16 protein-coding genes are annotated in these 23,004 nt (G+C 65.2%); 9 read left to right on the top strand and 7 right to left on the bottom strand.

All coding sequences use genetic code 11. The annotated features are described in order from the left end of the window. Positions 1 to 125: 125 nt before the first annotated feature. The 4 genes from lldD to NMB96_RS05155 all read right to left on the bottom strand — a co-directional run bounded on the left by lldD (position 126) and on the right by NMB96_RS05155 (position 4,280). Entirely contained in the window at positions 126 to 1,286 is a 1,161-nt protein-coding gene (gene lldD, locus NMB96_RS05170) for an FMN-dependent L-lactate dehydrogenase LldD (RefSeq protein WP_023902053.1), read from the bottom strand. A gap of 242 nt (positions 1,287 to 1,528) precedes the next feature. Beyond that, positions 1,529 to 3,046 (bottom strand): carotenoid oxygenase family protein, encoded by a 1,518-nt coding sequence (locus tag NMB96_RS05165; protein WP_023902054.1) that lies wholly within the window; start codon positions 3,044 to 3,046, stop codon positions 1,529 to 1,531. 29 nt (positions 3,047 to 3,075) lie between these two features. After that, a complete protein-coding gene (locus tag NMB96_RS05160; RefSeq protein WP_043888817.1) occupies positions 3,076 to 3,498 on the bottom strand; it encodes a DUF2141 domain-containing protein in 423 nt (140 codons plus the stop codon). A 215-nt stretch (positions 3,499 to 3,713) separates the two neighbouring features. Further along, entirely contained in the window at positions 3,714 to 4,280 is a 567-nt protein-coding gene (locus NMB96_RS05155) for a methyltransferase family protein (RefSeq protein WP_255086423.1), read from the bottom strand. Positions 4,281 to 4,316: 36 nt separating this feature from the next. Here NMB96_RS05155 and NMB96_RS05150 point away from each other — a divergent pair, with 36 nt between their 5' ends. The 3 genes from NMB96_RS05150 (at position 4,317) to NMB96_RS05140 (ending at position 7,255) form a co-directional block, all read left to right on the top strand. Next, entirely contained in the window at positions 4,317 to 5,543 is a 1,227-nt protein-coding gene (locus NMB96_RS05150) for a sensor histidine kinase (protein ID WP_255086422.1), read from the top strand. After that, positions 5,540 to 6,172: a response regulator transcription factor gene (locus tag NMB96_RS05145; RefSeq protein WP_255086421.1), complete on the top strand. Its 633-nt coding sequence runs from the start codon at positions 5,540 to 5,542 to the stop codon at positions 6,170 to 6,172. Before NMB96_RS05150 ends, NMB96_RS05145 begins: the two co-directional genes overlap by 4 nt. Before the next feature lie 711 nt (positions 6,173 to 6,883). Further along, positions 6,884 to 7,255: a hypothetical protein gene (locus tag NMB96_RS05140; protein WP_023902060.1), complete on the top strand. Its 372-nt coding sequence runs from the start codon at positions 6,884 to 6,886 to the stop codon at positions 7,253 to 7,255. Between the two features lie 229 nt (positions 7,256 to 7,484). On the opposite strand, the gene NMB96_RS05135 is transcribed toward NMB96_RS05140, so the two are convergent. Together NMB96_RS05135 and NMB96_RS05130 are read right to left on the bottom strand one after the other, a co-directional pair. Beyond that, positions 7,485 to 7,877: a hypothetical protein gene (locus NMB96_RS05135; RefSeq protein WP_023902061.1), complete on the bottom strand. Its 393-nt coding sequence runs from the start codon at positions 7,875 to 7,877 to the stop codon at positions 7,485 to 7,487. Continuing rightward, the gene (locus NMB96_RS05130; RefSeq protein WP_043889630.1) at positions 7,874 to 11,224 is read right to left on the bottom strand and encodes an nSTAND1 domain-containing NTPase; all 3,351 of its coding nucleotides are present in this window, start codon (positions 11,222 to 11,224) and stop codon (positions 7,874 to 7,876) included. Before NMB96_RS05130 ends, NMB96_RS05135 begins: the two co-directional genes overlap by 4 nt. Before the next feature lie 293 nt (positions 11,225 to 11,517). Between NMB96_RS05130 and fabV the strand changes: the two genes are divergently transcribed. Together fabV and NMB96_RS05120 are read left to right on the top strand one after the other, a co-directional pair. Then, positions 11,518 to 12,726, top strand: coding sequence for an enoyl-ACP reductase FabV (fabV, locus tag NMB96_RS05125; RefSeq protein ID WP_255086420.1), 1,209 nt, complete (start codon positions 11,518 to 11,520; stop codon positions 12,724 to 12,726). Positions 12,727 to 12,959: 233 nt separating this feature from the next. Continuing rightward, on the top strand, positions 12,960 to 13,247 hold the full coding sequence (locus tag NMB96_RS05120; RefSeq protein WP_023902064.1) for a hypothetical protein: 288 nt from the start codon (positions 12,960 to 12,962) through the stop codon (positions 13,245 to 13,247). Positions 13,248 to 13,420: 173 nt separating this feature from the next. Here NMB96_RS05120 and NMB96_RS05115 read toward each other — a convergent pair whose 3' ends face one another. Further along, the gene (locus NMB96_RS05115; RefSeq protein ID WP_023902065.1) at positions 13,421 to 14,443 is read right to left on the bottom strand and encodes a sugar kinase; all 1,023 of its coding nucleotides are present in this window, start codon (positions 14,441 to 14,443) and stop codon (positions 13,421 to 13,423) included. A 287-nt stretch (positions 14,444 to 14,730) separates the two neighbouring features. Between NMB96_RS05115 and NMB96_RS05110 the strand changes: the two genes are divergently transcribed. From NMB96_RS05110 to pelA, 4 genes are all read left to right on the top strand, one after another. Continuing rightward, positions 14,731 to 17,478 carry a TonB-dependent receptor gene (locus NMB96_RS05110; RefSeq protein WP_006453330.1) on the top strand — a complete coding sequence of 916 codons (2,748 nt, stop codon included), beginning with the start codon at positions 14,731 to 14,733 and terminating at the stop codon, positions 17,476 to 17,478. A gap of 231 nt (positions 17,479 to 17,709) precedes the next feature. Beyond that, positions 17,710 to 20,910 (top strand): TonB-dependent receptor, encoded by a 3,201-nt coding sequence (locus tag NMB96_RS05105; protein WP_023902066.1) that lies wholly within the window; start codon positions 17,710 to 17,712, stop codon positions 20,908 to 20,910. A gap of 12 nt (positions 20,911 to 20,922) precedes the next feature. Then, complete coding sequence (locus tag NMB96_RS05100) at positions 20,923 to 21,900, top strand: pectinesterase family protein (RefSeq protein ID WP_023902067.1); 978 nt, start codon at positions 20,923 to 20,925, stop codon at positions 21,898 to 21,900. Then, the gene (gene pelA, locus NMB96_RS05095) at positions 21,900 to 22,928 is read left to right on the top strand and encodes a pectate lyase (protein WP_023902068.1); all 1,029 of its coding nucleotides are present in this window, start codon (positions 21,900 to 21,902) and stop codon (positions 22,926 to 22,928) included. Before NMB96_RS05100 ends, pelA begins: the two co-directional genes overlap by 1 nt. The last annotated feature ends 76 nt before the right edge of the window (positions 22,929 to 23,004 follow it).

The raw sequence follows: 23,004 nt of genomic DNA, 5'->3' as shown, positions 1-23,004 counted from the left end.
GGTGGGCGGGCAAGGACGCCGCAGCCAAACCGCAGATCATCCGCTCTACAAACGACAGATCCGCATCGCTTAATCCCCGCAACACAACTGAGATCTCACAGTCCTAACTCCTGATTCGAATCTCATCAAGGCGAAACGGAAGTCTCCCGCGTCACCCGGCTCAACGCATCGCCACTGATCTCGGCAATCGACCGCGTGCCGGTCAAGGTCATCGCCACGCGCATCTCGCGTTCGATCAAGGTCAGCAGATTCTCCACACCGGCCTGGCCACCGGCTGCCAGCGCGTACACGAACGCACGCCCAAGCAGTACCGCGTCGGCGCCCAGCGCCAGCATGCGCACCACATCCAGCCCGCTGCGGATGCCCGAGTCGGCCAGGATTTTCAGCTCACCTTTCACCGCATCGGCAATCGCCGGCAACGCCCGCGCGCTGGACAGCACGCCGTCGAGCTGGCGCCCACCATGGTTGGACACCACGATGCCGTCGGCCCCGAAGCGCACCGCATCGCGCGCATCGTCCGGGTCCAGGATGCCCTTGATCACCATCGGCCCGGTCCAGAATTCGCGGATCCATTCCAGATCCTTCCACGAAATCGACGGGTCGAAGTTCGCGCCCAGCCAGCCGATGTAATCCTGCAACCCCGTCGGGCTGCCGCGATACGCCGAGATATTGCCCAGATCGTGCGGCTTGCCGAGCAAGCCCACGTCCCAGGCCCAGCGCGGATGCGTCACCGCCTGCAGCATGCGCCGCAGCGCTGCGTTGGGCCCGCTCATACCCGAGTGCGCATCGCGGTAGCGCGCGCCCGGCGTGGGCATGTCCACGGTGAACACCAGCGTGGTCACCCCGGCCGCCTTGGCGCGCTCCAGCGCATTGCGCATGAAGCCGCGGTCCTTGAGCACGTAGAGCTGGAACCACATCGGCCGCTCGATCGCCGGCGCCACTTCTTCGATCGGGCACACCGACACCGTGGACAACGTAAACGGAATCCCCCGCGCCGCCGCCGCACGCGCCGCCTGCACCTCGCCACGGCGCGCGTACATGCCGGTCAGCCCCACCGGCGCCAACGCCACCGGCATCGCCAGCGTCTCGCCGAACAGCTCGGTGCTCAAGCTCAGGTCCGACATATTGCGCAGCACCCGTTGGCGCAGCGCGATATCGGCCAGATCGGCGACATTGCGCCGCAAGGTGTGCTCGGCGTACGCACCGCCATCGATGTAGTGAAACAGGAACGGCGGCAGGCGCGCCTGCGCGGCGGCACGGTAATCGGAAGCGGCAGAAATGATCATCGAAGACGCACGGCAGCTGCGGGGTAGCCGCTGAGTGTAAGACCATCGGTGTGGCGGGTGGACCGCGCTACAGCGTGCCTGGCGTAGCAGCAGGCCGATGCCGGGTGACTGGCGAGATGGACGAATGCGACACGCTCGGCAAGTTCGGCGTACTGCGCCAGCGGCGCACGCATTGCGGCTGCGGCCAAAGCGATAACAGGCGCCAGCTCAGCTTGCCCCATCACGGGAGGTGGCGCACCGGCTCACCCGGCAGCAGCAAAGTGCCCGTGAAATCCCAGCGGCACCGCATACGGCAACCAGACCTGTGCGATCGGCCCGGCATCCACGTGGCGTGAATCCAGCACCATCAGGCCGGTGCGCGCACGGGTGGTGTCCAGCACGGTGCCGACCAGCCAGCCGTCGTCTGGGCGGTCGCTGCCGGGGCGCGGCACAAACACGTGTTCTTCGGCCAGCATGTCCGGCCCGTAGCGGTGCACCTGGCGGCGGTCGCGATCCAGGTCGTAGCTGGCCACCGCGTTGAGAAACGGCGATGCGGTCGGCCCATCGATGCACGGCGCGTACAGCCGTGCGCCGCGCGTGCCGGGCGTACGCGCATCGAAGGTCGGCAGTTCCAGATTGTCCACCGCATGCGCCTGCCAGTGCGCGCGGCCGCTGCGTAGATCCAGGTGCAGGCTGCGCAGCTGCACCGGTGAGGGCGTGGCCGCCGGGTCGCCGTGCATTGCCGCCCGCAATGGCGAGCGCGCCTCCTCCGGATTGGTGTGGACCAGCGCCCGCACCACGATACGGTTGCGGTGTTCGTAGGCATCGGCGAAGTGATAGGCCACCGCGAAGTCGGCCTCGAACCAGCGCGGTTGATCCAGCGCATCCTTGGGCACCACCGCAATCCGGCACGCGGCGTCGGGGGTGAAGCGCATCTGCTCGAAGAACGGGCCCTCGCCATCCAGCCGGCGGTAGGGCGCCAGCACGAAGATCAGATGCCGCTGCGTCATCGCAAAGCTGTGCAGATAGCCCGGTGTGTCGGTCTGCAGCAGTTGCGCACTGCGCAGCACCGCATCGGCGCCGATGTGCCAGATCAGCACGCCGGTGGCGCCGATCACGCCGATCGAGCCGAAGTTCCAGGCACTGCCGTCACGGTCGATCAGTGGGTGCGCCGAGAACGGCATCGCCGCCAGGTCGTCGCGCCAGGTCACCGGGCCGAGCGTGCCCAGCGCATCCGGATCCAGTTCGATCGCCGAGCCGGCCTCCCACAACGCGAACAGGCGCCCGTTGAGCATCGCCACCGAGGTATTGGCAGTGTTGACGTCGTCGTTGTTGCGCGCCGGCTGCTGGTCCGGCACCGCGGTACCGGCAGCGCGATAGAGAAAGCGACCGGCCTGCTGCTCCTGGGTGAACTTGTGCGTGCCCACCATGCGCGCCTGGTGCTGCACCTGCGCTCCGCCCAGGCGCCAGCGGTGCACCATACCGTCGCCGTCGAACCAGTGTTCGTAGCGAAAGCCTGCACGCTCGGTCCACGCCGGGCCGTTGCGATACAAACTGCCGGCCAGCCCCTCGGGCAGCGTGCCTTGCAGTACTGCCGTGGTGGGGCCGAAGTTTGGGCGGGTGACGCTGCGCCAGCCCAGCAGCCACGGCGTGCGTTGCAGCTGCTCATGAAACAGCGCCGCTTCGGCGGCCTGCGCCGGCAAGCTGCGCAGCGCCCAACCGCCAAGCGCAGCACTGCCGGTGGCTGTCAGCAAGGACTGCAGGAAACGACGGCGATGCATGCACGGCTCCTTGAGGAAACGTGGATAGGTCAGCGCATCTGCACGCTGATACGTTTGCCGGAAGCGGGCAGATCGAACACGATCTCGTCAAAGCTGGGCTTGCGCATGCCGGTAGGGTTGTTGCTGAAGCCGTAGCCTTCCACCGGCATGCCGATCAAATTGGTGTCCAGCTTGCCATTGCTGTTTTCGTCGTGATTGATCATCACTGCGTAGCGGCCAGGGGCAAGGTTCTTGAACTGGATGTGCGGTGCGGTACTGGTGATCGGCACCGTTTGCGCCTGCACCGGCGGCTGTGCGCTCTCCAGCTGCGCAGCCGAGGCGATCACCGCAATGCGCAACTTGCCTTGTTGCGAACGCAGGCCACTGACGCCCACGTCCAGATCGGCGGCCTGGATGCCGGCGCTGCCGAGCAGGCCGGCGAGTGCGACAACGACGTAGGTGCGGGCAAGCATGCAAGTCTCCTGACACGGGTGGGGGATGCGACACGTTGGGGGCGATGGTACGCAGCGCCTCGACCCGGCGGCGGCGGTGGCCGCCGCAGATCGCCCCACGCGTGGCTGACCACAGTGCGGCAACACGTCTGCCTACACGCCACGTGGGCCGAACCCGTGTGCAAGCAGGCGAAGCGCTCCTCATCGCTGGCGCCACCCCGCTACCTTCGCAACCCTCACCACACCAACGGCAGCAACCGATGGCTCTGCTTCGCATACGCCGGGTAGGCCACCGGAAACGCGCGCTGCAATGCGGCTTCTTCGATACGGATGCGGTGCAGGAAGACCCAGGTCACCGGCACCACGATCGCCGCCACCGACAATGCATTGCCCATGCCCAGCGCCAGCCCGTAAAAGGCCAGCAGCGCGCCGGTGTAGGAGGGATGGCGTAGCCAGCGATACGGGCCGCTGCGCACCAGCTGATGATCGGGCTGGATGGTCACATCCACCGTGAACCAGCGTGCCAGCACCTGGATGGCCCACACGCGCAACGCCAGCCCACTGCCGATCAAGGCGCAGCCGGCCCACTGCAGCGGCGCGGCCCAGCCCTGCGGCCAATGGGCCAGGCCGCTATAGGCCAGCAGCACCGCGACGGCCACCGCTGCAGACAGCACCCGCCACAGGTGTTGCAGCGTGCCTTGATCGTGCGCCCCCCCATCGCTGGCGCGGCGGCGACGGCTGAGCAGCAGTTCGTAGCCGCCCCAGATCAGATTGAGCGCAAGAAACAGACTGGAAGCAGACATGGCGTGACTCCGTGGCGATGGGGTGGGTGGTTGGTCATGCCAGTGTGCGCACGCACCGCCACGACGGCAGGGGCCGCAGGTCATCGATCCCACCTGCCGGAAGTCACTTTCTGCATGCGCACCATTGCCGAGTGGCCGCGCGGCCGTCAGCATCGCCGCATGAACTCTTCCCTGCCGCATCTTTTGCATCCCCTGCGCCTGGCCGGCGCGTTCACCATTGCGGCGGTGGCGTTGTCGTTTATGCCCGATGCGTCAGCGCACGGCGCCTGGCGCTGGGGTGTGCTGGCCGGCTTCACCGCGTTGTTTCTGCTGCACTCCCTGTTGCGGCCGCTGCCTGCGTTGCGCAACGGCGCGCTGCTGTTACAAGCGGTCATGGCGCTGCTGCTGGTGTGGATGGAGCCGCATGCCGGCACTGCGCCGGTGCTGCTGGTGTTGCTGGTGGCGCAGGCAGGGATGGCCTGGCCGCCATTGCGCGTGCTGTTGTTGGCGCTGGCGTTGAACGCAGGCATGTACGCGGTGTTGGTGCAGGCCGGTATCGATCGCGCGCTGTCGATCGTCAGCATCTACGCCGGCTTCCAGGCCTTCGCCGCGCTCACCGCGCATTACGCGCGCAGTGCCGAGCGTGCCCGCGATGCGCTGGCCTACGTCAATGCCGATCTGCTGGCAACGCGCGCGCTGCTGGCCGACAGCGCGCGCGATGCCGAGCGCCTGCGCCTGGCGCGCGAGTTGCACGACGTGGCCGGGCACAAACTCACCGCGATGAGCATCCATCTGCGCTTGCTGCGTGCCGACCCCATGCTGGCGCCGCGCCAGGAGCTGGCGATGCTGGAAGGCCTTGCGCGTGAGTTGCTGGGCGACATCCGCAGCGTGGTGCAGTCGTTGCGCGACGATGCCGGGCTGGATCTGCACACCGCGCTGCATGCCCTGGCCGCGCCGTTTCCCAAACCGGTGCTGCAGCTGCAGATCGACCCGGCCGTACGCGTGAGCGACCCGCAAATCGCCGAAGCCCTGCTGCGGCTGGTACAGGAAGCGCTGACCAATGCCGCGCGCCATGGCGAAGCCGACACCGTGCAGGTGTCGCTGCACACCCATGACGGCCAGCTGCACATCGACATCCAGGACGACGGCCACTGCGCCGAGCAGATCCGCGAGGGCAACGGCATCGCCGGCATGCGCGAGCGGCTGGCGGCCTTGCATGGCCAGTTGCAACTCGGCCGCGCCGCGCACGGCGGCATGCAGTTGACCGCGAGGTTGCCGGCATGAGCGCGCGCCGCATCGCATTGGCCGACGACCAGGTGCTGGTCCGCGCCGGATTGCGCGCGCTGTTGCAGCAACAGGGCGTGGAGGTGGTCTGCGAGGCCGACGACGGCCAGAGCCTGCTGGACGCGCTTGTCATCAACACGGTGGACGTGGTGCTCAGCGACATCCGCATGCCCGGCCTGGACGGTATCCAGGCGCTGCAGCAATTGCGCGACCGGGACGACCGCACCCCGGTGCTGCTGCTCACCACCTTCGACGACAGCGACCTGCTGCTACGCGCGACCGAGGCCGGCGCGCAGGGCTTCCTGCTCAAGGACGCCGCCCCGGAAGACCTGCGCGAGGCGATCGAGCGGGTGGCCAACGGCGAGACCCTGCTGCAGCCGGTCAGCACCGACCCGGTGCGCGCGCGCTACCAGTTCCGCGACCAGCAGCCCCCGCGCGAGACCTTCAGCGAGCGCGAGGTGGCGATCCTGCGCCTGCTCGCCGGCGGTTACTCCAACAAGGAGATCGCCCGCACCCTGTTCCTGGCCGAGGGCACGGTGAAGAACTACGTCTCCACCATCCTGGAAAAGCTCGGCACCCGCGACCGCACGCGCGCGGTGTTGAAGGCGATCACCTTGCGGGTGATTTGAGGATTGGGAATGGGGAATGGGGATTGGGGATTCGTAAGAGCGGGGACGGGAGCGGGCGCTGGAAGGGGGGACTGGAGTCGAAGTCGAACCGAAAATCGGAAGCCGGAAGCTGCTAAAGAGTCGTTGTTGAAAGATCAGGAGCGTCAAACCTGCTCTCGGAAGTAAGGAAGCCGAAAGCCCCTCTCCCTCCGGGAGAGGGGTTGGGGTGAGGGTACGGGGCGAAGCCACACATGTGCTGAGTGACAACGAGGCTTCGCCCGTACCCTCATCCGCCCCTGCGGGGCACCTTCTCCCGAGGGGAGAAGGAACAGCCCTTGGTCAGCGGGCTTGGCGCCCGCCGCCTGCCCCTAGTCCCATTCCCAGTCCCAGTCCCAGTCCCAGTCACAGTCACAGTCACAGTCCCCCGAGGTTCGCTCTCCGACGGTGGCACTGGCCCATTCATCTCGGCCGAAGGGCGAAGCTCTACCGAGCTGCTACCACCACACGCAAGAGCCAGCTCGGCGCCTAGAGACATCGCCACCTCATTTACATGACGATATCTCGCAAGTGTGCATGACGTTGTTTTCCAAAGGATTTGCCAGCTTCGGCAGAATTTGGCGCCAACCGTAAGGTTGCCGTCAGGTCGCACGAGCGGCCAGGCGTGAAGGTCGTCTGGCGGCCACCAACGCCGCTCGGGGACGCGCCGCGCTCCGGTCTGCCGCGGAGTTCGTCATGCGCTTGGTCCGATATCTGTTCGTGTTGATCGTCGTGTTGTCCACCAGTGCCTGGACGGCACCTACCCAGCCCGAATTGCCGGGCAGCTGGACCCGTGCCGCGCTGTTGACCCAACCCGCCATGGCCGAGCGTGACCTGCGAGTGGCCGTGGGTCGCTGTGATCTGGCATTGCAGGGACCCGCGGCCGGGGCATGCGATAGGGCGGCCGCCCACGCCGATCAGCGCGGTTGCGCACAGGGCCTGACGTGTCGGCAAGGGGCAGGGCGTGGAGCTGGCCGTAACGATCGCGACCGCGACCGCATGCCCAGCGTGCTGGCAATACGCAGCCAGATCAACGTGGCTTTCAGCAACCTGTCTGATCGGGGATGACGGCGCGCAGCCGCCGAAGTCGAATGCGACAGTCGGAATGCGGCACCGCACTGACAGACGCACCGGCAAGCGCCCAACCTCGGCGGCGTGACTGTCTGGGCTGAGTGCCTGCCGTTATCCAGTCCGCTTGCGACCTGGCGGCCGGCGTCGTCGTGGGGCAAGGCCCAACTGCCTGGTCCAGCACGCTGACTGCCTGGCGGCGAACCGCCAGACAGATGCCGGCGTGGGATTATTGCGGTGAGATTTGCGGATCGTTGCCGACCTGCGGGTCGCAGCTGAACAAGAGTTTGCGCTTCTCGTCTTCGATGATCACGGTCAAGAAAATCAGCGTCGCCTTGTTATTGCGATTGAGGACCGACACGCTGCGCCCATCGTCGGCGATCTCCGGCTCCTCAAGCTGGTCGTGCGCGTCCGAACTCAGCAGACTGCGAATGCGAAACTGATAGGGCACATCCACATCGAAACGGTAGACCAAGGTCACATCTTGTTGCCCCTTGCCTACCAGCAGCAGGTCCGGCGAGAAGCTGTAGAAATACTCGCCTTTCCCAGTGTTGCCGCCAAAATCCACACGCGCCACGGTGAGAGTGATGATGATGCTCGCGTTCTCATTCGATTCCGTCATGACTTGTCCTGTTCCTTGAATAGCGGGGCATAGAGGGAGACGAATCCCGGGTGGCGGTAGCCCGCGTGATACAGCCATCCGAGCTGTTGCGTAACGGCGCTGCGTTGGCCCAGGTACACCTGCGCGCGAATCCAGGGGTCGAGCAGGTTCTTGTCGCGGCTGTTGGCGATGTCCTTGCCCAGCACCGCCACCGCGCGTTGCCACGCCGCGCGCGCACCGGCGCCGTTGCCGGCAGCGGCCTGCTGTTCGCCGTGCCAGACCAGCGCCTGGGCCAGGGCCGACAGGCCGAGCAGATCGTCGGGCCTGGCGCGATGCAACGCATCCAGCTGCGCAACGATCGGTGCAAGGCTGTCGGCATTCGTGTCCGAGCGGGCGGTGTGCACTCGCTGCAAGCGCAGCGCGATGATGGCGTCCAGCCATTGCCATTCCGGCAACGGTTGCGCCTGTTTCAGCACATCGGCCATGGTCTGGCGGGCCCGGTCGAGGTGGCGCTCGGCCAGATCGGGATGCCCGTCCAGTGCGGCCATCCAGCCGACCTGTGCGTCGGCGTGCGCCAGATCGCGGCGCCAGGCGACATTGTCCGGTTGCAACGCCACCAGTGCCTGCAGCATGCGCACGCTGTCCTGCGCATCGGCCTGCGCCTGCACCAGATGGCCGCGCGCCAGTGCCAGGTTGGAGGTGCGGATCAGCGATCCGGCCAGACGCCGCCGCCAGGCATGCGCGTCGGGATCTTGTTCGACCAATACGTCCAGCATGGCGATCTGCTCGCGATAGCCCTGCTCGGCAGGTGCCAGCAAACCCTGCATTTCCTGGGTCAGACTGAGCCAGGACAAGCTGTCGACCAGTTCGTAGCGCAGCGATGCGTTGTCCGGCGTGCGTGCCAGCAACTGGCGTTTGAGTGCGATCGAGCGCGCGAAGAAACCGATCGCGGCGTTGGTCTGGCCTTGCTCCTTGGCCAGCGTGCCAAGGTTGTTGAGTGCGTAGGACAGCTCCAGTTGCCAGCGCGGATCCTGCGGCGCGGTGCGCACCAGCCATTCGCAGGCCGCCAGATACTGCGACCAATACCGGTGCGCCAGCGGCAACTGCTTGCCTTTGTAGGCAAGGTCCCCCAGCCAATACGCGGTTTGCCCGGTTTCGGCGTGCGCCTCCAGCGAGGCGGGCGCACGCACACGCGCCTGTTTGGCCGTGGCAGCGGCACGCGTAAATGCCGCATGCGCCTCGTCCAATTTGCCCTGATTCATCAGCACTTCGCCGGTGGTGCGCAGGGCACGTGCGTGGTTGATCAAATCGCCCGGCTGCATGCTGGCGTTGGGCAGGCCCTCCAGATAATGCAGCGCGCGGCTGCCTACGCTGTCGAGCAGTTTGAGGTTGCCCACGGTGCGCAATTGCTCGGCCAGATCGCCCAGCATGTAGCTCACCAGTTGCTGGGCCTGGTCGCGGCGTTGTTCGGCCACTTGCTGCGCTTGCCGCGCTTGCCAGCCCAGCAGCATCGAGGCGCTTGCCAGCACCACCAGCAACGTCGCCGCCACCGCATACATCCCGCGCCGTTGCCGCTGCGAGCGCTCGCAGGCATGCAGGAACGCGTGATCCACCGCGCCCAACTCCCGCGGCATGCGCCGCGCCGCCTCGCGCGCTTCGCTCAACGGGCGCCCGCTGTTGAGCAGATGATCGGTGCGCCGGCCTTCGGCGGCCCAGCGCTGTGCGGCCAGTTGCAGGCGTTTGTGGGCCTGCAGCAGGCGGCGGTTTTCATGGATCCACTCGGCCGCGCGCGGCCATTGCCGCAGCAAGGCTTCGTGCGCAACCGCAAACCCCGGCTCGCCTGCGACCAGTTCGCTGACGAACAACCGCGCATGCACGAAGGCATCCACCAGCACGCGTGCGGCGCTGTTCTGGGGCAATGCCGACCACAACGCACGCCGCGCGGTCACCGCATCGCTGTCGGGATGGATCACGCTCAGCAACGTCAGTACCTCGCCCAGCGCGGCCTGCGCGGCGGCCGGCAACGCACGAAAGGTCTGGTCGGCATGGTGCGCCAACGCGCCTTCCAGCCCGCCCAATGCGCGATAGGCCGCAAAGGTCAGCAGGCCATCGTCGCTGCGTTGCGCGTGCAGTGCATGCAACAAGTGCTGCAGCAACGGCAAGGCATCGGGCTGGCGCGCGGTGGCGTCGCGCAGTACATCGTCCAGGCGGCTGGCGCTGTCGCGGTCTTCTTCGAAGCGCAGCCCGGCCATCGCCGCAGGCACCCGAATGATCTGGCCGATCTCGCCATCGCGTGGCGGCAGCAGATCCACATGCCCGTCGCCGCGTTTGAGCTCCACGATCTGCGGCAATGCGTCGATCAGGCGCGGATAAAAGTCGCTGCGTGTGAGCATCAACACCGCTACGTGCGCGCTGCTGCACAGCGCCTGCAAGGCGGCCGCCAATGCGGCGCGGTCGGCATCGGTGATACCGGGGGTGGCCACCATCGCTTCGGCATGGTCGATCACCAACAGCAGATGGCGTTGGGTCTGCAGGCTGTCGCGCGCCGGGGCGCTCTGGCGCATCGCCTCGCTAATGGCTGCATGCAGTGGTGCAGGGCGTTGCAACCAGTCGGGCAACAGCGCCGTCTGCGCTGGCGAAAACACCGCGCGCTCGCCCGGCGCCCAGTCGCCGAGTGCGCGTGCCAGTGTGTCGAGCACATCGCCGCCGCGGCATTGCGCCAGGTTGCAATACGCCACCGCCACCGCTTCCAGACCATCCAGGCCGCCGGGCTGCGACAGCAATGGCACCACGCCCGCCCGCAACAACGAGGTCTTGCCGCAGCCGCTGGCACCGCTCACCAGCACCAGCCCGCGTTGGCTGTGCAATTGCGCGCGCAGCGCGCCCAGCACCTGTGCAATCGCATGGCTACGGCCGAAAAACACCGCGGCGTGCGCGGGGTCGAACGCCTGCAGCCCCACATACGGGTTGCCGTGTCCCCACACCTGCGTGCCGATCACCGCACCGCGGTAATCCTCGGGAAAGATCACCTTCGGCAGCAGCCGGTAACCGCGCTTGCGGATGGTTTCGATGTAGCGCGGTTGGCGGCTGTCGTCGCCGAGTTTGCGGCGCAGCTGGGCGATGGTCTTGTGCACCGGGTTGTCGCCGTAAAAGCTGCCGTGCCAGACCTCGATCAGCAACTGCTCGGCGCTGATGACCTCGCCAGCGCGCTCGGCCAGCGCGATCAGCACTTCCATCATGCGCGGTTCCAGCGTGATGGTCTGGCCGTCGTCGATCAGCGCAAGCCGTTCCGGTTCGACCAGGAATGGCCCAAGCCGAAACCGTGGGACGGAGCTCAGCTGCGTGACGCGCTCGCTTCGTAGAGACATCGCTCGGATACCGGTCGCACAGCTGGAAGGGACCTCGACGATCGCCAACAGGCGCAGCCAGGCACGGCACGGCAGGCGCAAAAAATAGCACAGGCGGCCCGGCAGGAAATCGATGGTGATCGCTGTTCGTTCGCGCCCGTGCGCTGAAGATGCATGCGTTGCACGCCACACCGCGTGGCGATACCGGCCTCTTCACGCGCATCCATACAGCAGCGTGTGTTGCGTATCAGGCTGTTTCGCGCGCAGCCCACCGATTAAGATGCCGCCAGCATCTTGCTGACGAGGAGTACACGTTGATCATCCATCCCAAAGTGCGCGGCTTCATCTGCACCACCACGCATCCGCTTGGCTGCGAGCGCAATGTGCTCGAGCAGATCGCCGCCACGCGCGCGCACGGCGTGCGTAGCGACGGCCCGAAGAAGGTGCTGGTGATCGGCGCGTCCAGCGGCTACGGCCTGGCTTCGCGCATCACCTCCGCTTTCGGATTCGGCGCCGACACGCTGGGCGTGTTCTTCGAAAAACCCGGCAGCGCCACCAAGGCCGGTACCGCCGGCTGGTACAACTCGGCCGCCTTCGACAAGCATGCCAAGGCCGCGGGTCTGTACAGCAAGTCGATCAATGGCGATGCGTTTTCCGATGCCGCGCGTGCGCAGGTGATCGAGCTGATCAAAAGCGAGATGGGCGGCCAGGTCGACCTGGTGGTGTATTCGCTGGCCTCGCCGGTGCGCAAGCTGCCGGGCAGCGGCGAAGTGAAGCGCTCGGCGCTCAAGCCGATTGGCCAGACCTACACCGCCACCGCCATCGACACCAACAAGGACGCCATCATCCAGGCCTCGATCGAGCCGGCGACAGAGCAGGAGATCGAAGACACCATCACCGTGATGGGCGGGCAGGATTGGGAACTGTGGATCGACGCGCTGGAAGGCGCCGGTGTGCTCGCCGATGGCGCGCGCAGCGTGGCCTTCAGCTATATCGGCACCGAGATCACCTGGCCGATCTACTGGCACGGCGCGCTGGGCAAGGCCAAGGTGGATCTGGACCACACCGCGCAGCGCTTGAATGCGCGCCTGGGCAAGCACGGCGGCACTGCCAACGTGGCGGTGCTCAAGTCGGTGGTGACCCAGGCCAGTGCGGCGATTCCGGTGATGCCGCTGTACATCTCCATGGTCTACAAGATCATGAAGGAAAAGGGCCTGCACGAAGGCACCATCGACCAGCTGGACCGCCTGTTCCGCGAGCGCCTGTATCGCGAAGACGGCCAGCCTGCCGAGGTGGACGACGAAAATCGCTTGCGCCTGGACGACTGGGAACTGCGCGACGACGTGCAGGACGCCTGCAAGGCGCTATGGCCGCAGGTCACCACCGAGAACCTGTTCGCACTCACCGATTACGCCGGCTACAAGCACGAGTTCCTCAAGCTGTTCGGCTTCGAGCGCAGCGATGTGGATTACGACGCCGAGGTGGAGACGGACGTCAGGTTCGATTGCATCGAGTTGGGCTGAGAATCGGGAATCGGGAGTGGGGAATCGGAAAAGCCGTGGCGGCTTGGCACACTGGTTGTGCAGTACGCAGTGCTTTGACTGTTTCCGACTCCCGACTCCATCCCAATGCCAAATCCCGGCGCTAAAGGTCGAGACGTCGCTATGAATCGCAGGCTTTCATGGCGATCACTGGATCGGCAGGGACGTGGCTTGATTGGTGAACCACATCCACACTGCATAGAGCGCACGACGTCATGGACAAACTGATCGCTATCCTGGTGTTGGCCGTCCTGGTCAGCGTGACCTGTGCCGTGCTGCTGCGCTTCGTCAAGCTGCACGGCGCGCTGAAAGCAATCGTCAATGTGGTGATCACCACCGCCGTCGTCTGTGCCGTGGTCATGCAGGACGGCTCGGCGCCAGACTTTCAGTTCGCCCTGATGATCACGCTGTTCTTCAGCGTACCGGCCTCGCTGTGCGTGGTGCTGCTGAGCGCAACCCTCAACTGGATCATCCAGAAACGCCGCGTCCGTGTGCCGGCCTGAGCGCGTGAGCGCAGCGAACAACACGTAGCAAGCAGCTGCCCACCGCCCTGCGGCCGCAACAACGCGTCAGTCTGCGCACCGCGCTCCGTTGGCAACAAACCTGGACAGAGCGCCGAAAGCCAGCGCTCCTAGCTTTTACGATTCCCCAATCCCGATTCCCGATTCCCGGCGCGTCACCGCCTCACATCGAACCGCGCATCGCCCACACAGGCCTGCACATCGGCCACCGAGAGTGGATTGAAATCGCCGGGAATCGAGTGCTTCAAACAACCGGCAGCCAGGCCGAAGCGCACCGTGTCCTCCAGCGACCAGCCTGCGATCAGGCCGTGCAGCACGCCGGCCGCAAACGCATCGCCACCGCCGATGCGGTCGATGATTGGGGTCAGCTCTTCGCTCGGCGCACGTGCCACTTCACCACTGCGCGGCACCAGCATCGCGCCCAGGCTGTGGTGGTCCACGTTGTGCGCCACGCGCTGCGTGCAAGCCATCAATTGCAGTTGCGGGAACGCAGCGAAGGCCTGCTGCGCGGCCGCTTCCACGCGCGCTTCCAGCGTGCCCTGCGGGAACTCGCCACCGAGCACCACACCGATGTCGCGGTAATCGGCAAACACCACATCCGCACAGTCGAACAGCTGGTGCAGGATGCCGCGCGCATCGCCCTGCCAGCGCTGCCATAGCTTGGGCCGGTAGTTACCGTCGAATGAGACCTTGACCCCGGTCGCACGCGCGGCGCGTGCGGCCGCCAGCGTGGCCTGCGCCACATCGGCGCCCAGCGCCGGGCTGACCCCGGACAAATGCAGCCACTGCACGCCCTCAAGCAGGCGCGGCCAGTCGTAGGCATCGGCCGGCGCCAGTGCAAACGCCGAATCGGCGCGGTCATAGACCACCTCACTGGGCCGATGGATCGCACCGGTGGTCAAAAAGTACAGACCCATGCGTCCATCCACCTGCCGCACATGGCGCGTGTCCACGTCGTGCCGCCGTAGTTCGCCCAGCACTGCCGCACCCAGCGGGTTGTCCGCCACCGTGCTGACCATGGCCACCTCGTGGCCGAAATGCGCCAGCGACACGCCAACGTTGGCCTCCGCCCCACCGCAATGCACATCCAGCCGAGGCTGCTGTAGCAGCAACGCGTGACCAGGCGCCCCCAGGCGCAACAACAACTCTCCAAAGCACAAGATGCGGGCACGACTCATGCGGCAATTACCTCGTCTGTGTGGTGCGTCACGGGGTGGGGAGACCGGGACGCGTCAGGATGACCATCGGTGTCATTCTAGCCGTCGTGATGGACGGCCAATCCCAAGAATAATGCGACGTGTAGGGGCTGGTTGCACCCCTTTTGTGCAAATTAGGTGAGGTTTTCTGCTGCGCTGCAAGATGTTGAACGGCGATTCAGCTGGTAACGTCGTTTTGACCAGCGGTGTCATTACCGCCCACACCCCCGCTATTTCACGTTGTTCATGGACCCTTGGGAGGGGAGGACATGCAATTTCGGACCACCAACCGGAAGACACCGGTTACCTTGCTTGCACTGTCGATCGGCCTTGCGCTGAGCGGCCATGCGGCTGCACAGGACGCCGCCCAGGCACCCACCGAGCCAACGGTCGACCTCGACGCCGTCACCGTCACCGGCTATCGCGCCTCGGTGGAAAAGGCCCTGGACATCAAGCGCGGCGAAGCCGGCGTGGTCGATGCCATTGTCGCTGAGGACATTGGCAAGTTCCCCGACCTCAACCTGGCCGAATCGCTGCAGCGCATCCCCGGCGTGGTGATCACCCGCGATGCCGGCGAAGGCCGCAACATCTCGGTGCGCGGCTTAGGGCCGGACTTCACCCGCGTGCGCGTCAACGGCATGGAAGCGCTCACCACGGTGGGCGGCTCGGACCAGTCCGGTGGCTCCAATCGTGGCCGCGGCTTCGACTTCAACGTGTTCGCCTCGGACCTGTTCACCCAGTTGATCGTGCGCAAGACCGCGCAGGCCGATGTGGAAGAAGGCTCGCTGGGCGCCACGGTCGACCTGCGTACCGCGCGCCCGTTCGACTACGAAGGCCTCACCATCGCCGCCAGCGGCCAGGCCGCCTACAACGCGATGTCCGAGAAGGCCAACCCGCGCGTGGCCGGCCTGATCTCCAATACCTGGGCCGACAACACCTTCGGCGCGCTGGTGTCGGTGGCTTACACCGAGCGCGAGCTGCTGGAAGAAGGCAGCAACAGCGGTCGCTGGGCCAATGGCCCGAGCAACGGCAACTTTGCCGCCAGCCCGGCGTTCCCGCAGGCGCGCGATGCCAACGTGTTCCATCCGCGCTTCCCGCGCTACACCTTGATGGAGCACAAGCAGGAGCGCATCGGCGTGACCAGCTCGCTGCAATGGGCGCCGAGCGATTCCACCGAGTTCTCGCTGGACGGTCTGTATTCCAAGATCGACGCCAAGCGCAGCGAGAACTATATCGAAGCGATCTCCTTCAGCCGTGGCGCCGCACAGGGCGGCAAGCCGCAGACCATCGTCAATGATGGCTTTATCGATCCGGCTACCGGTGCGATGTTGTACGGCAACTTCGACAACGTCGACGTGCGCTCGGAAAACCGTTACGACGAATGGAACACCGTCTTCAAGCAGCTCTCGTTGACCGGCGAGCATCGCTTCAGCGACGTGTTCAAGATCAGCGGCATGGTCGGCACCTCGAGCTCCAAGCACGAGAACCCGATCCAGACCACGGTGATCATGGACAAGCTCAATGTCGATGGGTATTCCTACGACTACCGCGGCAACAGCCGCAAGCCGGTGTTCAATTACGGCATCAACCCCACCGACCCCAATGGCTGGACCCTGGCCGAACTGCGCCTGCGTCCGCAACAGGTGCAAAACGACTTCGACACCGGCAGCCTGGATTTCGACTGGAGCGTGAGCCCCGGGTTCCGTCTGAAGGGTGGCGTGCTGGCCAAGAACTACACCTTCTCCACCAAGGAATTCCGCCGCGCTTCCGAAGTGGCGGTGCCCACCTTCGCCGATGGCACCCGCATCGTGCCGGCCGACCTGACCGAGCAAACCGGATTGAGCGCCATCAAGGGCTCGCCCAACACCTGGGTGGTGCCGAATCTGGATGCGGTGGCCGATGCGCTGGGCATCTATAGCGGCACTGGCACCTTTGCGCTGGCCGAGCGTGCGGTGAACACCCGCAGCGTCACCGAGCAGGATCGCGGTGCGTATCTGCAGGGCGATTTTTCCTTCGATATCGGCGCGATCCCGTTCTCCGGCAACCTGGGCGTGCGCTATGTGCGCACCAAGCAGGAGTCCACCGGCTTTGCCACTGTCGGCTCCGCACTTGTGCAGACCACCGCAGAGCGCGAGTACAACAACACGCTGCCCTCGATGAACCTGGTGGCCGAAGTCAGCCCGGATTTTCTGGTGCGCTTCGGTGCGGCCAAGGTGATGTCGCGTCCGGGTCTGGGTAGCCTGACGCCGGGTGTCACGGTCAACGTCAGCGGCGGTGCGCGCACCGTGAGTGGCGGCAACCCGAATCTGGACCCGATTCTGGCCGACACCTACGACCTTGGCTTCGAGTGGTATTTCCAGGAAGGCGCACTGCTGGGCCTTGGGCTGTTCTACAAGGACATCGAAAGCTTCGTGCAGACCGCACGCGAGGTGCGTCCGTATTCCTCCAGCGGCCTGCCGGTGAGCCTGCTCGACGGTACCGGCGCCGGCGTCAACGACGACTTCGTCTTCAGCGTGCCGCTCAATACGCCCGGTGGCGATCTCAAGGGTCTGGAAGCCAATTACACCCAGCCTTTCAGCTGGTTGCCGGGCGTCTGGAGCAATCTGGGTATCCAGCTCAACTACACCTACGTCGATTCGCAGATCCAGTATCTGACCACCAGCGGCGCGGCATCGCTGGAAACCGACCTCACCGGTCTGTCGAAGAATGCGTACAACGCCACGCTGTTCTACGAAGGCGAAAAATTCGCCGGACGCGTGTCGGCCACGCATCGCGACGATTATCTGACCCAGGTGCCGGCAACCGAAACCGGCTTCGACGTGCACGGGATGAAGGCCACCACGATGATCGACGCCTCGCTGCGCTACAAGTTCGACGACAAGATCGAGCTGAGCCTGGAAGGCATCAATCTGACCAACGAAGTGGCCGACGAATGGGTCGGTGCGGCCGCGCAGTTGCCGCTGCAATACAGCGAAACCGGCCGGCAGTTCCTGCTGGGCGTGCGCTACAAGTTCTAACCGCTGTCTACCCGCTGCGCACGCGCGCAGCGGGCCCTATTCCAACGCTTGATCGCCTTGTATGCGGTGCACTGGTGCACGCATGCAACGCGGTGGGCGTGATGTTTGAAAGCCTCCAGCAACTCTGTAGTGCGCGGTTGCGCAGCAGGCGTGTTGGTCGCTCATTGCGACGCCATGGCCTTGGGGGGCTGAGCGCGTCATTGCAGCCAGTGCCAGGGAGAGAGCCGCCTCATGCAAGCCCGTTCGTGTCGTCCTGCCCATGCGGCAGGCGCCCGCCTGTCCGCCGCGCGTCTGTCGGTGGCCATCGTCCTGGCCTTGCACGGTGCCGGCGCTGCCGCGCAAACCGTCGGCCCGCCGACCACACCTACCGATGCGGTGGACCTGGACCGCGTGCAGGTCAAGGCCACCTACCGCGAAAGCCTGCAGCAATCGCTCGATGCCAAGCGCTACAGCGTGGAGCAGGTGGATGCGATCTATGCCGAAGACATCGGCAAGTTTCCCGATCTGAACCTGGCCGAATCGATGCAGCGCATCGCCGGCGTCTCCATCGACCGCGAGGGCGGCGAGGGCAAGCAGATCTCCGTGCGCGGCCTGGGCTCGGACTTCACCCGCGTACGCATCAACGGGCTGGAAGCATTGGCCACCGCCGGCAGCGGCAGCGATGGCGTCAACCGCAGCCGCGGCTTCGACTTCAACACCTTTGCCTCTGAACTCTTCAGCCGCGTCACCATCAGCAAGACCCAGTCGGCGCAGATGGACGAAGGCTCATTGGGTGCAACGGTCGATCTGCGAGGCTCGCGCCCGTTCGACTTCGACGGCTTCGAAGCAGCCGCCTCCACGCAATACGGCTACAACGACCTCTCGCGCGAAAAAGACCCGCGTTTTTCCGGCCTGATCAGCAACATCTGGGCCGATGGCCGCGTTGGCGCCTTGATGTCGGTGTCCTACAGCGAGCGCCACTTGCGCGAAGAAGGCTACAACCCGGTGCGCTGGGAGCACGGCAACTACCGCAACTCCAACCAGAGCACCGCCACCAACAACGGCACTTACGGCTTCTGTTCGCCGGTGGGCTACAACCCGCAGACCCCGCGCAACCCGCTCGCCAACGAAACCCCGGCCGGCGTCGGCTCGCAGGCCAACCAGGACCGCAACAACGGCTGGGGCAGCTATGGCATCAGCGCCGCCAATTGCGGCACCGGCATCGCACGCCCGGCCAACACGCCGGAGAACATCCAGGCCTACGAAACCGCCACCGATGCGTGGATTCCGCGCTACCCGCGCTACATCCGTACCGACCACGAGATCAAACGTCTCGGCGTCACCGGCGCGCTGCAATTCAAGGTCAGCGACGACACCCTGCTGAACTTCGACATGCTGTATTCCAAGTTGGACAAGGACCAGCGCGAAGACTCGGTCGGCGCCAACCTGCACCGCACCGCCAACTTCGGCGGCAAGACCCAGATCGCCGTGCGCGAAGCGCAGGTGGACGACCAGAACCGCCTCACCTACGGCGTATTCGACAACGTCGATTTCCGCACCGAATCCAGCAACATCGAAGAGTCCACCGAGTTCAAGCAATTCAGTCTGGACCTGCAGCACCGCTTCAACGACCAGGTGCGCCTCAACGCGTTGGTCGGCCACTCGACCTCGGACTACGAGCGCCCCGAGTTTTCGATGGTGAGTTTCGACAACACCAATCTCGATGGTTTTGTGCTCGATCGGCGCAACGGTGGCGACTACCCCAGCATGAGTTTCCCGTTCGATGCGGGTAACCCCAACAACTGGCAGTGGCTGGGCTACGGCGCGGTGCCGGTCAACAGCAACGGCACCGCGCGCGGCACCAATATCAGCGAGGTGCGGCTCAACCCGCAGTCGGTGAACAACACCTTCGACACCGCCAAGGTGGATCTGGAATTCAACATCAGCCCCACCTTCACCTTTCGCACCGGGCTGGCCTACAAGAACTACGACATGGACACGTCGGAGTCGCGCAACATCTCCTATGGGCGACTGGCGCAGGCATTGCCGGCCGGTGTGGGCGTCAATGAGCTCAGCACCAACCTGGATGGCTTCGGCCGCAGCTTGAACGGCAGCTTCCCCACCACCTGGGTGATTCCGGATTTCCAGAAAGTCGCCGACCTGCTCAACATCAATTGCAACTGCGACACCGGCGTGCCCGGTGGCGATTACAGGTTGGCCGATGTCGGCCACTTCGGCTCGTCCAACAACAATTTCGCCGTCAACGAAAAGAGCCTGGGCACCTACCTGCAGCTCGATTTCAACACCGACCTGTGGGGCCGCGCGCTGCGCGGCAACCTCGGCGTGCGCTATGTGCAGACGCAGATCGCCGCCAGCGGTTATGCACCGTGCACGGCCACCGCGGCCGGCGCGATTTCGCCTGCGTGCGAATCGTTCTTCGGTGTGGCCAGCGCTACCGCTGCGGCCGGCGAGCGCCTGCTGGTGCCCACCACTGTCAACCACAATTACCGCGACATCCTGCCCTCGTTGAATCTGTCCTGGGATGTCAGCGATGAGGTGGTGCTGCGCTTCGGTGCGGCCAAGACCATGGCGCGCCCCACGCTGGCGTATCTGTCGCCCAGCGTCAGCGGCGGGCCCACCCAGTTCTTCGACGACGGGCGGTTTTTCTCGATCAATCTGGGCAACCCCAAGCTCGACCCGTTCCGCTCCACCAACTACGACCTCAGCGCCGAATGGTATTTCCGCGAAGGCTCGCTGTTGTCGGCGGCGGTGTTCTACAAGGACATCGACAGCTACGTGCAACGCACCCGCGTGCTCAGCACCTGGGAGGCGATGGGCTACTCGCTGGATCTGCTGCCCGCCGGCTTTACCCCAGACACCATCTTCAATGTGCAGAGCTACTTCAACACGCCCGGCGGCCCGCTCAAGGGCTTCGAGCTGACCTACCAGCAGGCCTTCGACTTTTTGCCCGGCTTCTGGCGCAACTTCGGCATCCAGCTCAACTACACCCAGGTCGATTCCAAGATCAATTACCTGTTCAGTACCGCAGGCAGCAGCAACACCAGCATCACCACCACCGCCACCGAGCGCGATCTGCTCAACCTCTCGCCGCAGTCCTACAACGCCACCGTCTATTACGACGACGGCCGCTTCAGTGCGCGCGTGTCCACCAGTTATCGCGATGGCTATATCAACAACATCCTCGCCCAGGAGGACGTCTACGACCTGGACGGCAGGCGCCTGGTCACGGCCGACGTGACCGGCAAATACAGCGTGGAAAACGTGGATTTCAACATGTCCTACAAGCTCAACGACCACCTGTCGCTGACGTTTGAGGCTATCAACCTGCTCGATACCCCCGACCGCCGCTACGTCGATTCCACGCTGGAACTGCCCGACAAATACACCGTCACCGGGCGCCAGTACTACATCGGCGCGCGCTACAAGTTCTGACAGGAGCAACGCATGCAACCGCATCGCAGGATCGTGTTACGCACCCTCGTCGCCACCGCATTGCTGGCGGGGCTGTCGCTCGGCAGCACCGCAGCCATTGCCGCAGATCCGGTCTACACCGTGGCCAAGCAGGGCAGCGCCGGCTACCGCACCGTACAGGCCGCCATCGACGCCGCCGTGCAGGGCGGCAAACGCGCGCAGATCAACATCGGCGCCGGCACCTACCAGGAGCTGATCGTGGTGCCGTCCAACGCACCGGCGCTCAAGCTCACCGGCGCCGGCCCCACCCAGACCATCATCACCTACGACAACTACGCCTCACGCATCAATCCGGCCACCGGCACCGAGTACGGCACCTCCGGCTCGTCCAGTGTCATCATCGCCGGCAACGACTTCACTGCGGAAAAACTCGCCTTCGGCAATCACGCAGGCCCGGTGGGGCAGGCGGTGGCGGTGCGTGTGGATGGCGACCGCGCCGCGTTCCGCAATGTGCGCTTTCTCGGTTATCAAGACACGCTGTACCTGCGCGGCGCCAAGCTGTCGTATTTCCTCGACTGCTATGTCGAAGGCACGGTGGACTTCGTGTTCGGCGCCGGCACCGCGCTGTTCGAAAACGTGCAACTGCACTCGCTGGGCGATGGCTATCTCACCGCCGCCTCCACCCCGCAGGAAAGTGCGCGCGGCTTCGTGTTTCGCAATGCCCGCGTCACCGCTGCCAGCGGTGTCTCGCGCGTGCACCTGGGGCGCCCGTGGCGGCCGTATGCCAGCGTCAGCTTCATCAGCAGCCAACTGGGCGCACACATCCTGCCCGAGGGCTGGAACAACTGGGGCAACACCGCCAACGAGGCCACTGCCCGCTACAGCGAATACCAGAGCAGCGGCAACGGCGCCAACCCTTCGCGCCGCGTGAAGTGGTCGCGCCAGCTCACCGCTGCGCAGGCCGCCGCGCTGGACCGCAACACCATCCTGGGCAGCTGGAGGCCGTTCTGATGATCCGCTTATCGACAATCGCATTCACCGCCGCGTTGCTGCTGGCACCGCTGTCGGCCATGGCCGACAAGATCGCCGACAACATGTTGCTGCTGCAGACCGCCTCCGGCGGTTGGTCCAAGCAATACAAGGGCGTCGCCGTCGACTACAACCGCACCTTTACCGCTGCCGAAATCGCCGAGCTGCAACAGCCCGGGCGCAAGGACGACGCCACCATCGACAACAAGGCGACCACGTACGAAATCACGTACCTGTCCACCGCCTTCAAGAACGAAAAGAACGCCAAGTACATCGCCGCCGCACGCCGTGGTGTGGATTACCTGCTCAAGGCGCAATACGCCAATGGCGGCTGGCCGCAGTTCTACCCGGACCTGTCGTCCTATCACCATCAAATCACCTACAACGACGATGCGATGGTGCGCGTGCTCAACCTGCTGCAGGACATCGGCGAGGGCAAGGGCGACACCGGCGCGCAACTGCGCAGCAGCCACGGCGCACGCGCCGTGCAGGCAGTGGCCAAGGGTCTGGAATGCGTGCTCGCCACCCAGGTCAAGATCGGCGGCACGCTCACCGTATGGGGCGCGCAATACGACGAGGTCACGCTCAAGCCGGCCAAGGCGCGCGCGTATGAACTGGCCTCGTTGTCGTCCAGCGAGTCGGTGAGCATCGTGCGGTTTCTGATGCGCCAGCCCAACCCCTCGGCCAAGATCAAGACCGCGGTGCAAGCGGCCGGTGTCTGGTTCGACACCCATCGCATGCGCGATCTGGCCACCAAGAAAATCGACGACCCCACCCAGGAAACCGGCAAGGACGTGATCCTGGTTGCGCAACCCGGTGCATCGCTATGGGCACGCTTCTACGACCTGCAGAATCAACGCCCCTTGTATGCCAACCGCGACGGCAAGGCCTTGACCGACTACATGCAGGTGCCCAACGAACGCCGCGTGGGCTATGCCTGGCATGGCACCTGGCCGGACAAGTTATTGAAGGATGAGATTCCCAAGTGGAAGGCCGCAAACGGGCTGTAGTGAGCGCAGCCATCGCAACTGTGCACGCGGCGCATAGTGGTGCGCGCAGCACGCAGGCACGGCATGTACTCTCATA

Source organism: Xanthomonas hortorum (assembly GCF_024339125.1).
Classification (GTDB): domain Bacteria; phylum Pseudomonadota; class Gammaproteobacteria; order Xanthomonadales; family Xanthomonadaceae; genus Xanthomonas; species Xanthomonas hortorum.
The sequence above is the reverse complement of the archived record's forward strand: the minus strand, read 5'-3'. Positions and strand labels throughout refer to the sequence as shown.